General features: G+C 36.2%; 13 protein-coding genes. 12 read left to right on the forward strand and 1 reads right to left on the reverse strand.

Translation table 11 applies throughout. The annotated features are described in order from the left end of the window. Nucleotides 1-10 precede the first annotated feature (10 nt). Complete coding sequence (locus V1503_RS15140; RefSeq protein WP_410629446.1) at nt 11-1150, reverse strand: IscS subfamily cysteine desulfurase; 1140 nt, start codon at nt 1148-1150, stop codon at nt 11-13. Between the two features lie 101 nt (nt 1151-1251). On the opposite strand from V1503_RS15140, the gene nadB reads away from it, so the two are divergent. The 12 genes from nadB (at nt 1252) to yajC (ending at nt 13167) form a co-directional block, all read left to right on the forward strand. Next, complete coding sequence (gene nadB, locus V1503_RS15145) at nt 1252-2817, forward strand: L-aspartate oxidase (RefSeq protein ID WP_410627977.1); 1566 nt, start codon at nt 1252-1254, stop codon at nt 2815-2817. Between the two features lie 4 nt (nt 2818-2821). After that, nucleotides 2822-3652, forward strand: coding sequence for a carboxylating nicotinate-nucleotide diphosphorylase (nadC, locus tag V1503_RS15150; protein ID WP_320256762.1), 831 nt, complete (start codon nt 2822-2824; stop codon nt 3650-3652). A gap of 20 nt (nt 3653-3672) precedes the next feature. Continuing rightward, a complete protein-coding gene (gene nadA, locus V1503_RS15155; RefSeq protein ID WP_214481447.1) occupies nt 3673-4782 on the forward strand; it encodes a quinolinate synthase NadA in 1110 nt (369 codons plus the stop codon). A 336-nt stretch (nt 4783-5118) separates the two neighbouring features. Then, nucleotides 5119-6348, forward strand: a complete 1230-nt coding sequence (safA, locus tag V1503_RS15160; RefSeq protein ID WP_410627980.1) for a SafA/ExsA family spore coat assembly protein — start codon at nt 5119-5121, stop codon at nt 6346-6348. 725 nt (nt 6349-7073) lie between these two features. Next, nucleotides 7074-7796 (forward strand): YhcN/YlaJ family sporulation lipoprotein, encoded by a 723-nt coding sequence (locus V1503_RS15165; protein WP_320256764.1) that lies wholly within the window; start codon nt 7074-7076, stop codon nt 7794-7796. Nucleotides 7797-7960: 164 nt separating this feature from the next. Then, nucleotides 7961-8521: an intercompartmental signaling factor BofC gene (locus V1503_RS15170; protein WP_320256765.1), complete on the forward strand. Its 561-nt coding sequence runs from the start codon at nt 7961-7963 to the stop codon at nt 8519-8521. A gap of 176 nt (nt 8522-8697) precedes the next feature. Beyond that, on the forward strand, nt 8698-9297 hold the full coding sequence (gene ruvA / locus V1503_RS15175) for a Holliday junction branch migration protein RuvA (RefSeq protein ID WP_214481439.1): 600 nt from the start codon (nt 8698-8700) through the stop codon (nt 9295-9297). A 13-nt stretch (nt 9298-9310) separates the two neighbouring features. Then, nucleotides 9311-10312 carry a Holliday junction branch migration DNA helicase RuvB gene (gene ruvB, locus V1503_RS15180; RefSeq protein WP_410627983.1) on the forward strand — a complete coding sequence of 334 codons (1002 nt, stop codon included), beginning with the start codon at nt 9311-9313 and terminating at the stop codon, nt 10310-10312. Continuing rightward, nucleotides 10309-10515 (forward strand): DUF2905 domain-containing protein, encoded by a 207-nt coding sequence (locus V1503_RS15185; RefSeq protein WP_214481436.1) that lies wholly within the window; start codon nt 10309-10311, stop codon nt 10513-10515. The genes ruvB and V1503_RS15185 overlap by 4 nt, the downstream gene beginning before the upstream one ends. Nucleotides 10516-10607: 92 nt before the next feature. Continuing rightward, on the forward strand, nt 10608-11636 hold the full coding sequence (queA, locus tag V1503_RS15190) for a tRNA preQ1(34) S-adenosylmethionine ribosyltransferase-isomerase QueA (protein ID WP_320256767.1): 1029 nt from the start codon (nt 10608-10610) through the stop codon (nt 11634-11636). A gap of 68 nt (nt 11637-11704) precedes the next feature. Then, on the forward strand, nt 11705-12844 hold the full coding sequence (gene tgt, locus V1503_RS15195) for a tRNA guanosine(34) transglycosylase Tgt (RefSeq protein ID WP_214481434.1): 1140 nt from the start codon (nt 11705-11707) through the stop codon (nt 12842-12844). Nucleotides 12845-12906: 62 nt separating this feature from the next. Further along, on the forward strand, nt 12907-13167 hold the full coding sequence (yajC, locus tag V1503_RS15200) for a preprotein translocase subunit YajC (protein ID WP_320207775.1): 261 nt from the start codon (nt 12907-12909) through the stop codon (nt 13165-13167). Nucleotides 13168-13266 lie beyond the last annotated feature (99 nt).

A 13266-nucleotide genomic window follows, 5' to 3' on the forward strand; every position in this document is an offset into this window, starting at 1 on the left:
TACCTCCTTATTAACTGTTTTTTTGAAACTGTTGATCAAGTTTGTCTAAAACTGAGATGAATTTATTAATATCAGAAATTGTTGTGTATTTACCGAAAGATAACCGTACGTATTGTTTGGCTTCCTCTTTGGATTTTCCTATGGCAAGCATAGTTTTTGAAGGCTCTTGCATACCAACTTTACATGCACTTCCAGTAGATATAGCGATGCCGAAACGGTTACATTCAAGCATAGTATATTGACCTTCAATACCTTCAATAATGATAGCAACGATATGCTGTAGCTGATCTTGAGGATGACCAATAACTTCGACAGTTCTGTTAAGTCCATGTAATTCAGAAATCAGGCTTTGTCTTAATGTAGCAAAATGATCGATATCATTATCTATATTACGACAGGATATTTGTGCAGCAGCAACAAATGAAGCAATTCCTGGTACGTTTATAGTGCCAGGCCTAAAGCCATTCTCGTGAGTTGAATGAGGATATTGTGCTCTCCATTCTACTCCAGGGTGAATATATACTGCCCCAACACCTTTTGGTCCATATATTTTGTGACTTGAGATAGAAATACTATCAAGGTTAAATTTCTGTACATCAATTGGAATCTTTCCAAATGTTTGAATGCAGTCACTATGAAAAAGAACATGATGTTCTTTTAGTAGTGCCCCTATTTTTGCTAAGGGTTGAACCGTTCCAATTTCTGAATTAGCATGTTGAATAGAGGCTAAAATTGTATTTGATGTTATTTCACTTTTCAATTGTTCTAAATCTATTTGACCGTGTTGATTAACTGTTAAGTATGTTACGTTAAACCCTTCTAACTCCAATTGTCGGAATACGTTTAATACAGATGAATGCTCAACTTCAGTAGTAATAAGATGATTGCCTTTATGGTGATGAGCTTCTATAAGTGATTTGATGGCAAGAAAGTTACTCTCTGTACCTCCACTAGTAAAAAAAATACCATTCTTCTTACCATTAAACAATTTTCCTAATTCAGCTCTACAAGCCTCTAAGACTTCATTTGACCTACTACCATAATCATGTAAACTATTAGCATTTCCAAAAATGTTTGTAGATGTATGCTCATAAACCTGCATTGCTTCACTACATATAGGTGTTGTAGCAGCATAGTCTAGATAAATCATCATTTGCACCTCTTTATGAAAAAAAGTAAATATCTCTTGTCTTTAGTTTAAATATATGTCAATATAGGTGTCAAGACAGTTGTAATCTAGGGGGCGGAAATATGCCTAAAGTAGATGTAATTATTATTGGTAGTGGCATATCGGCATTAGTTGCTGCAGAACGTTTATGTAAGCATAAAAATGTGATAGTTATCACAAAGTCCACGAAACATGATAATAATTCATCTTTAGCACAAGGCGGGGTTGCTTGTGTAGTTGATGAAAATGATCATTGGATGGCACATTATTATGATACAGTTATAGCCGGACGTAATCATAATAATGAGCATTCTGTTAAGCTTCTTGTTCAACAAGGACCTTTTTATATACAACAATTGATTGAAAATGGTATGCAGTTTGATAGAAGCGCTAGTAATCATCTGCAACTTGGTAAAGAAGGGGCTCATCGAGCATCGCGAATCCTTCACGCTGGGGGAGATGCTACAGGAAGACGACTGATGACCTATTTACACAATCGGATTAAAGATAAAGTTACTATCATTGAGGATGAGATGGCTATAGATTTACTCGTGACCAATGATGTGTGCACTGGAGTTATCACTAGAGATAGCAAAGGACAAACAACGAAATATTATGCTGTACACACGGTGCTAGCAACAGGTGGCTGCGGTGGGATGTACAGTAGAACTTCGAATAATGATTCTGTTACTGGCGACGGCTTAGCGATGGCATTTCGTGCAGGTGCACAGCTCGTTGATTTAGAATTTATTCAGTTTCATCCAACGATGTTATATGCGGATGGGATTGTAGGTGGTCTAGTATCTGAAGCTGTACGTGGTGAAGGGGCTAAATTGGTCACAAAAGAAGGCAGAAAAATAATGGAAGGTGTACATGAGTTAGGCGATCTTGCACCTCGCGATGTTGTTTCACGAGTCATCTACTCGGAAATGAATAAAGGTGAAGAAATATTTTTAGATATATCCACAATTGATAATTTTAATAAGAGATTTCCAACAATAACCAAACTCTGTCAAGAACAGCAAATAGATCTTAACGATAAATTTATTCCAGTCGTACCAGGAGCTCATTTCCTTATGGGGGGCATAAGGACAGACCATCAAGGTAAAACGTCTATTAAAGGCTTATATGCTGTAGGTGAAACAGCTTGTACAGGAGTACATGGTGCTAATCGATTAGCAAGTAATTCATTGTTAGAAGGAATTGTATTTTCACAGCTCTTATCGGACTATATTTTACAATCAAACTTAAATTTTAAAAATATTAACCATCTAAAAAAACGAGACCAAATTGGACAGTATTCAACGGATCTTCCTACTAAGCAACAAATACAAGCTGTGATGATGCAAAATGTAGGTATTGTTCGAGATGAAAACAGCTTGTTTGATGCAAAAACATGGTTTGAACAATATCTAATGAATGATAAAAAATATGTTGATTTATCTCAATTGACTAATGAACAAGTTACCATCATTAATATGGTGACGGTAGGTTGGTTAATTTCATCATCAGCACTGTTAAGAACAGAAAGTCGAGGAGGACATTATCGTACTGATTATCCGAGTGAAGATGATCTAGGATGGTTAGGAGAAGAAATAATTAGACATAAATATGAAGCATCTACTTATGCAGTAAGTAACAGGAGATGACAGTATGAACAAAATTAAGTTACGGAAAGACATTGAGCAATTTTTTTTAGAAGACATTGGTGAGAGAGATGTAACATCTGAAACAATCTTTCCTACTCATCAACAAGGCATAGCAAAAATGATAGCTAAAGGTGATGGACTTTTTTGCGGAGAAGACATTATTAAAGAGGGCTATCAAATACTTGATTCCAATATTACTGTAGAGACACATAAGACCGATGGTGATATAGTAGCTGCTGGTGATGTTATTGCAACCATTGAAGGCTCGATACAAAATATTCTCATTGGTGAGCGTGTGATATTAAACTTAATACAACGGATGAGCGGCATTGCAACACTCACTAATGAAGTAGTTAAGCAATTAAACAGTGATCATACGAGGATATGCGATACAAGAAAAACGACACCAGGATTACGTATGTTTGAAAAATATGCTGTTTCTTGTGGAGGTGGATATAATCATCGCATAGGTCTTTATGATGGTGTAATGATTAAAGATAATCATATAGCCTTTTGTGGATCAATTACAAAGGCTGTAACAGCCGTTAGACAGCAAGTAGGTCATATGGTAAAAATTGAGGTGGAAACGGAGACTGAAGAACAAGTAATAGAAGCAGTGCAAGCAAAGGCTGATGTTATTATGTTTGATAATTGTACGCCGGAAGCAATTAAAAAATATGTTTCTTTAGTGCCCACAAGTATAATTACAGAAGCATCAGGAGGAATCAATCTTGAAAGCTTACCGTTATACAGAGATACTGGTGTAGATTATATATCCTTAGGAATGCTTACACATTCTGTCAAGGCTTTAGATATTAGCATGAGAGTTAAATAACAGGAAGGGGAGAACTGAAATTGAACGTACTAGATTTAATTCAAAGTGAAAAACATCAAGGATTGCCTGAGCGATATCGAGAATTATCAACAGAAGAAATGGTCAGACGTGTGTCGGAAATAAAGGAGAATTTCGGTAATAAGTTGTATATTCCAGGCCACCATTATCAGAAAGATGAAGTTATTCAATTCGCAGACACGACAGGTGATTCACTCCAACTAGCACAAGTTTCAGCTGCAAATAAAGAAGCTGAATATATTGTGTTTTGTGGAGTGCATTTTATGGCTGAAACAGCAGATATATTGACCGACCACAATCAAAAAGTAATCTTGCCAGATATGCGCGCAGGATGCTCGATGGCAGATATGGCAAACCTTGAACAAACTGAGCGCGGTTTTAGCAAGATGAAAGCCGAATTTGGGGATACAATTTTACCTTTAACATATGTCAATTCAACAGCTGAAATTAAGGCATTTGTTGGAAGAAACGGTGGTGCTACGGTCACATCTTCAAATGCGAAAAAAATGCTTGAATGGGCATTTACACAAAAAGAAAGAATTTTATTTTTGCCTGACCAGCACTTAGGAAGAAATACTGCCTACGATTTAGGAATTCCTTTAGAACAAATGGCTGTTTGGAATCCAATCTCTGATAGCTTCGAATACGAAGGTGACTTAGAAGATGTAAAGGTGATTTTATGGAAAGGGCATTGTTCTGTCCATGAAAATTTCACTGTTGAGAATATTAAAGAAATACGCGCCACTAAACCTGATATGAATATTATTGTTCACCCTGAATGTAGTCGTGAAGTCGTTGAATTATCAGATGATGCAGGCTCAACTAAATATATTATAGAAACAATTTCTAAAGCGGAAGCTGGAAGTAAGTGGGCAATCGGCACAGAGATGAACTTAGTTAATCGCATAATTAACGATCATCCTGATAAAGAAATTATATCGTTAAATCCGGCAATGTGTCCTTGTTTAACTATGAATCGTATCGATTTACCGCATCTACTTTGGGCATTAGAAGAGCTTGAAAAGGGCAATGTTCATAATCAAATTATTGTCCCAGAACAAGTTGCAGAAGATTCATTGAAGGCGTTAGAAAGAATGCTTGCAAGGGCATGATATAAGTTAAATCACGCTATATAAACTATGTCGCAACTCAAGAAATAGTTAATATAGATATTGTTATTAATTTCCTTTGTTAATTAGGAAAACATGTCAATGACTTTAGCATTGTATGTAGAATTATTTCTTTGAATGGAGGCTTATATTCAATGCGCAAACAGCCTTTATTAAATATGAATTAATAAGAAGACTCCTGGTATGTTCTCAGGAGTTTTTTTGTAGCTGTTATACATAATTTAAGTTCATACAGCATATGTTTTGGTGAAGAATAGTGGCAAAATGCCTAAGTTCACATACACTGTAAAGACTGATTTGTGAGGAGGGAGCCTAATAGTGAAAATCCACATTGTCCAAAAAGGTGATACATTATGGAAAATTGCTCAAAAATATGGAGTTGATTTTACAGAATTAAAAAATATGAATACACAATTAAGTAACCCGGATATGATTTTGCCTGGGATGAAAATTAAAGTACCTACTGGGAATGTTCATGTAAAAAAAGAAGCGGCTATTAACAATAATGTAAAAAAAGAAGCAAAAGTAAACGTAGTATCGAATGTCGAAGCTGAAGTGGAAGAGCCAATTATTAATCAGCCACAAAAACCTTTGCCTGTCATGGCAGAAGAGAAAAAGGAAGAAGTTAAACCGGTAGAAAAAACTCAGAACAAAGCATTAATGGCGGAAGAAAACAAAGTACCATATGTTCCTCCAATGAAGCAAAAGCATACACCCTACTATCCTGAAATAGATGTGAATAACTATTATACAATGAATATGCCGATTGTAAATCAACAACCTGCAGTTGCACCTGCACCTGAATATCCAGAAAAGCCTAGTAATGTTTTACCTGGTATGATGAAACCGGAAGAGGTAGAAGCTGAAGATGTGATGGAGGAGAAAATAGAAATGCCAAAGATGCCACCAATGCCACAATATTACCCACCTACACCACAATATGTCGCTCCAGCATACGGATATCAGCCAACACCACCTCCTAACTTTTATCCACAAGCAGTAAGCCCGATGATGATGCCAGAAATGGAAGAAGAAACAATGAAAGCTAATGTTATGCCTATGGAAGAAGAAATGGTAATGAAGCAAAACCAAAATATCGCACCTATATCAAATGTAATGCCTAGTGTTGAGAAACCTCCAATGGGGGTCTCACCAGCAAACGCACCACAAGCACCATATATGATGCAACCTGCACCATATTGTGTACCGATTACACCTATTCAGCCAGGGTACGGATTTGGCTATGAACCTTATTCAATGCAACCTGCACCGGAGGGAGTATCTCCTGAAGCGCTAAGCCCAGATGAAGAAATAGATAATAAGGAAAGTGTGATGTCTTATGAAAATGCGCCTACCATTCCAGAGCAAGCAGGGGTAATGCCATACGCTAATCAACAACCTTATGGTGTTAACCCAATGATGCAACCACAGGCATATAATAATCATCAATCACACCATAGGGTGGCACCATATCAGTATTATTATCCATCAGCTCCACCGTATCAACCTGTTTATCCAATGCCACATTACGATAATGAAGACAATTAAAGCAAACGTCATACTTACTTTCTTTGGTGTCAATTATAAGCCAACAGCAAGATGAGTAATATTTAACCTTGTTGTTGGCTTGGCTTATGATGTAATTCAAAAGTCTTGAACATTTGAGAAAAGCATCGGAACCTATGCTTTTTGTTTTGTATGAGGGAGCATAATTATGCGGATAAATGATGAAAACAACAAATTGTACATTTATCAATGAGGGGGCATAAAGCCTTCTTTTTTTAGTTAGCATACGATTGACTGTTACTTACCGTAAACCATATATTTGTTATTACATTTATTGATCGTAGCAACTTGCAGTTAAAGACTATGACACTGTATATGCAAAGTTGTTACTTTTTAGTACAACTAATGAGCTCAATACCCGTGCTCGTCTTCGAATGACTACGTGATATGCAGTAGTAAATAATTACAACTATTTAGTGTGAAATGCGCGAGTTGCTATGCACCAAATGCAGGCTTATTGGTAAACTGATGAAAATGAGATAACCGATAAATATATATAATGCGAAGCAATTTCTGAAATTGATCGTCAAATTCATCGCTCTTATTAAAAATGAGAGCTTGCGGCTGCCTCTCCAAAACTGTAAGCAGTTACCGTCGGAGTTTTAGTATAACCTTCATGCTTAAATGCCAACATAATGATGAACATCAATCTTTTTTAGATGATGTTCACACATGATGACGCACAGAATGGTATGGGGGGATAAACGTTGCGGAAATCTGTATTTTCGATATCAGGATCGCTATTACTTGTTGGAGTGCTAGCAGCTTGTAATACAACTGCTAAAGAAGAAGCACTTGAATATAACGAACGGACAAGGCCAATTGGATATTATTCAAATGAAAATATAAACCATAATCGGTATAACCAAAATACTGGTAATGCTTATATGATGAATGATAATGATGGTGCGATAACAGAATTTATGGATAGAAACGTTACAAATAACAAAAGGAATATTGCTTATAAAAAAAGTACAAATTATAACAATGCTCCAATGCGTTTTCCAGCAACAGTTAACCGCGAGCCACTTGCAGATCAATCAGGGTATAATTACCATGGACACTTAAATAACTTAACAACACCGGCAAGGTCATCATATTACACCAATTATGAAGGAAGACTTGCTGAAGATATTTCACGAAAAGCAGAAACTGTCCCAAATGTAAGGGCAGCACGTACGTTAGTTCGTGGAAATGATGTTATTGTTGCCTGTGATACTACAGGAAATCAAAGAGAAGTTATTAATGATGTCCAGCGATCAATCGGTACACTTGCTAATGGAAAAAATGTGAAGGTTGTAACAGATACGGGAACACTTTCATTAATTCGTCAAATAGATAACGATATCCGAAACGGTGGACCTCGAGAAACAATTAATAAATCAATTAACGATTTGTTTGAAGGTTCAATAAACACACGTATGAGATAAAAAAGTACAAGAGGGTCTGAACTCCCAATACATATACTATGTATATGTATTGGGTTTCTGACCCTTTTGTTTTGGATGCTATGCGGCATATTTTCAATGTAGATTAAAAATGTTATTAAATGGTCAGAATAATATTGTAGCACTTGATTTTAGAGGTGATGATAATGAGACTGTTTAGTAAAATTTTGATATCAAGTATGATTTTTTCAATTTTTAGTTTGCTAGCTTCAGTTATAGCTACAGGAAATGATATGAGATTACATTCTACGAATGACAAAAGAAATGCTGATTCGGACGTTTACGAAGTTTCAGGTCCGTTATATAAAAAGGTCATTCTTGAAAGAATCTATTTAGATGGTGAAGTAAGTGAAGAAATTGTAAATGAAACGATTTGGTCAATGGAAGACTTTTGGGCGCTATATGCTGACTGGCAACTAGTTGAACAAAATGACGAGCAAATTGTTTTTATGCGCCATATTGAAGATATTTCGCCTTTATTGAAGGCAAATGGTTACTTCGGTATTAATGATAATGGTGTATTGATGATTTTTGAAGGAAAACCAGCAGGTGGGAGTCGAGTCATTCAATCTTTTTATCAAATTGATATAGGTAAACTTGAAAGTCACCAACATGAGTTATTAAAACGAGGTATTCCTGTTGAATCAAAGGATAAATATAATCAAGTCATTGAAGCGTTTAAGCATTTTCAAGCTAGTATACCATAATTGCCTGTAACAAATGGATATATTTGTAAGTTGATTAGAGAACCTTGTCACTTCTTACCTAAAAAATGTTTTTTAACAGTGACTTCAATTAACATATTCTTTCTTGTACAAGATTTTGCTTCATTGTGAATAAAGTATGGTAAAATGATGTACAGCAAAGATGAGGAGAGAGAAAGTTGATTGAATTTGTCAAAGGGAGTATTCAATATATAAACCCAGAATATATTGTTATTGAAAATAATGGGATTGGTTATGAGATTCAAACACCAAACCCTTATGTTTTTCACGTACAAAGTGAGGAAACTATCTATACATATCAGTACGTTCGTGAAGATGTTCTAGCTTTATACGGATTTCAAACTAGAGAAGAAAAAGCATTATTTCGCAAACTTTTACAAGTCTCTGGAATTGGTCCAAAAGGAGCACTTGCAATCTTAGCTGCTGGACAGCCAGTACAGGTTGTCCAAGCAATTGAACAAGAAGATGAAAAGTTTTTAGTGAAATTTCCAGGAGTAGGGAAAAAAACTGCTAGACAAATGATTCTTGATTTAAAAGGTAAACTTGAGGACTTAGTAGCAGTGCCAAATTTATTTTCTTCAGATGATAGTATAGAAGAACAAGAGAATGGACCACAGGCGCTACTTGAAGCGATAGAAGCGCTAAAAGTTCTCGGTTATGCAGAAAGAGAAATTAATAAGGTGAAAAAACATTTACTTGAAGAACAGCTTACGACTGATCAGTATATTAAAAAAGCATTACAAAGGCTATTAACGTAGGAGGCTTGAAGCGATGGAGGAGCGCCTTGTTTGTAGTGAAGCAGATATTGATGATGTATCATTAGAGCAGAGTTTACGTCCACAAACTTTAAAGCAGTATATAGGTCAAGAAAAGGTTAAGGAGAACTTAGAAATATTTATTGAAGCAGCAAAGCAGCGTCAAGAAACATTAGATCATGTATTACTATATGGTCCACCAGGACTTGGGAAAACAACGTTAGCAACGATTATTGCTAATGAAATGAATGTGAACATTAGAACAACTTCAGGTCCTGCAATTGAACGTCCCGGTGATTTAGCAGCGATATTAACATCTTTAGAGCCTGGTGATGTTCTTTTTATTGATGAAATTCATCGTCTACCAAGAACAATAGAGGAAGTTTTATACCCAGCTATGGAAGATTTTTGCATTGATATAGTAATAGGAAAAGGAGAAAGTTCACGATCTGTTAGATTAGATCTCCCCCCATTTACTTTGGTTGGTGCAACGACGAGAGCAGGTTCATTATCAGCTCCTCTTCGTGATCGGTTCGGTGTTTTGAGTAGATTGGAATATTATAATGAAAAGCAGCTCACGACAATTGTTGAAAGGACTGCTGATATTGTCTCCGTAAATATTGACCTTCAGGCTGCAGTAGAAGTAGCAAGGAGATCACGGGGAACACCAAGAATAGCAAACCGCTTACTTAGACGTGTGAGAGATTTTGCTCAAGTACGTGGTGATGGAGATATTACAAATGACAATGCTATTAAGTCGCTAGAATTATTACAAGTTGATCGATTAGGATTAGATCATATTGATCACAAACTATTAAAAGGAATAATAGAAAAATTTCGTGGAGGACCTGTGGGCCTTGAAACCATTGCGGCTACGATAGGGGAAGAAGCACAAACTATTGAAGATGTATATGAACCATATTTATTGCAAATGGGTTTTATACAACGTACTCCTAGGGGAAGAATGGTAACGAACCTCGTTTACGATCATTTCGGTATGGAGGTGCCAAACATTTGACAGGAATACCGAAAGTTGTGATGATAGTGGGTGCGGTAATTTTTATCATTGGATTTTTGATGCAATTTATTTCTTTTGGTAAATTGCCTGGTGATATGGTTATTAAAAAAGGTAACTCGACGATTTATTTTCCGATTGTAACATCAATTATTCTTAGCGTATTATTAACTCTCATACTATTTGTCATAAACCGTCTGAAATAATTCGATTCTTATCAAGTTTATAAAATTGATTGAAGATGTATTAATAATGTATCAAACCTGAAAAAGAGAACAACACTTATGAGGTGACAGCATTGAAAGTAGACTTATTTGATTTTGATTTACCTGAACAATTAATTGCTCAAACACCGCTTGAGAATCGTGAAGCATCAAGATTAATGGTGTTAGATAAACAAACTGGTGAGATCAACAATCAACAATTTGAAAATATTATATCCTTCCTCAATGAAGGTGATTGTCTCGTCTTAAATGACACGAAAGTACTACCCGCCCGTTTATTTGGTGAAAAAGAAGATACTGGTGCGAAAATAGAAGTGTTGCTATTGAAGCAACAAAATAACGATGAATGGGAAACATTAGTTAAACCTGCAAAAAGAGTAAAAGAAGGAACCATCATTTTATTCGGCGATGGGCGATTAAAAGCGGAATGCACGCATACTAGTGAACAAGGAGGGAGAACTTTAAAGTTTACGTATGACGGTATATTTGTAGAGGTGCTAGACTCTCTAGGGGAAATGCCATTACCTCCATATATAAAAGAACAGCTTGAAGATCGTGAGCGCTATCAAACAGTATTTGCACGTGAAATAGGATCAGCTGCTGCTCCAACTGCAGGGCTCCATTTTACTGAGCAAATATTAACAAAACTTCGTAATAAAGGTGTGCACATTGCTTTTATTACACTTCATGTTGGATTAGGTACTTTTCGACCTGTAAGTGTTGAAACAATTGAAGAGCATGATATGCATGCTGAATATTATCAAATGACAGAGGGTACAGCAAAATTGTTAAATGATGTGCGAAACAGTGGAGGAAAGATCGTAGCAGTTGGGACAACTACAACTCGGACGTTAGAAACAATTGCAAGAGACAATCATGGAAAATTTACCTCTTGTAGTGGTTGGACTGATATATTTATATTCCCTGGGTACAAATTCAAGGCAATAGATGCAATGTTAACAAATTTTCATTTACCAAAATCTACACTCATTATGCTTGTTAGTGCTTTAGCAGGAAGAGAAAATATATTAAGAGCCTACAACTTGGCAGTGAAAAATAGTTATCGCTTTTTTAGTTTTGGCGATGCAATGCTAATTAAGTAACACTGTAAATACAACTACGCTTGTGTATATAAGAAATACAGAAATACCTTATAGGAAAGGATTAATTTATGACAGCAATTACTTACGAACATATAAAAACTTGCAAACAAACAGGTGCTCGTTTAGGTAGAGTACATACTCCTCATGGCTCATTTGAAACACCTGTATTTATGCCAGTCGGAACGTTAGCAACAGTAAAAACGATGTCCCCTGAGGATTTGAAGGAAATGGGTGCTGGAATCATTCTTAGTAATACTTATCATCTTTGGTTACGTCCAGGACATGATATTGTTAAGGAAGCAGGTGGCTTACACCAATTTATGAATTGGGATAGAGCGATACTAACAGATTCAGGAGGCTTTCAAGTATTTAGCTTAAGTGACTTCAGGCGCATTGAAGAAGAAGGTGTCCATTTTCGTCATCATTTGAATGGCGATAAGCTGTTCTTGTCACCAGAAAAAGCAATGGAAATTCAAAATGCACTCGGTTCAGATATCATGATGGCTTTTGATGAATGTCCTCCATACCCTGCTGAATTTGATTATATGAAAAAATCAGTAGAGCGTACGAGCCGTTGGGCAGAGCGTTGTTTAACAGCTCACAATAGACCTCATGATCAAGGGCTGTTTGGTATTGTTCAAGGTGGAGAGTATGAGGAACTTCGTAAACAAAGTGCCGCAGACCTTGTCTCATTAGACTTTCCTGGTTATGCTGTCGGTGGTTTATCGGTTGGTGAACCAAAAGATGTTATGAATCGAGTGTTGGAATTTACAACACCATTATTGCCTTCTAATAAACCACGATATTTAATGGGAGTAGGGTCTCCAGACGCTTTAATAGATGGTGCTATTAGGGGTATTGATATGTTTGATTGTGTGTTACCTACACGCATAGCTCGGAATGGGACCTTGATGACTAGTAAAGGGCGTCTCGTTGTGAAAAATGCAAAATATGCTCGAGACTTTAATCCTTTAGATGAGAATTGTGATTGCTATACGTGTAAAAATTATTCGCGAGCTTATATTCGACATTTGTTAAAATGTAATGAAACGTTCGGAATTAGATTAACGTCTTATCATAACCTTTATTTTCTGTTAAAATTGATGGAGCAGGTCAGACAAGCGATACGTGAGGATCGTCTTGGAGACTTCCGAGAGGAGTTTTTTGATCGCTACGGTTTCAATAAACCAAATGCCAAACAATTTTAGCTTAAGAGGTTTTGTTCATAAGGCAATGACTTTTGAGCATTTACATAAAAGGGGGTGAAAAAATGGAAGGGATTTTAAGTTTCTTGCCCTTGCTGTTAATGTTTGTAATCTTTTACTTCATTCTTATTCGACCACAACAAAAGAGGCAAAAAGCTGTTCAGCAAATGCAAAATGAACTAAAAAAAGGTGATAAAATCATCACAATAGGTGGTTTACACGCAATCGTTGATTCAATTGATGAGAACAAGATAATCCTCAAAGCAGGAGATGGGGCTCGTCTTACATACGATCGTCAAGCTGTCAGAGAATTAGTATCTGAATAACGTATGTAGAGGTTGACTATATTATTTAGTCAACCTCTTTTCATTTGCACAGCCTTACTAAAAGACCTTTCATTTAGCATAGTTGATCATATCCGATTT

The sequence above is a fragment of the Nanhaiella sioensis genome (assembly GCF_046557775.1).
GTDB lineage: Bacteria > Bacillota > Bacilli > Bacillales > SM2101 > Nanhaiella > Nanhaiella sioensis.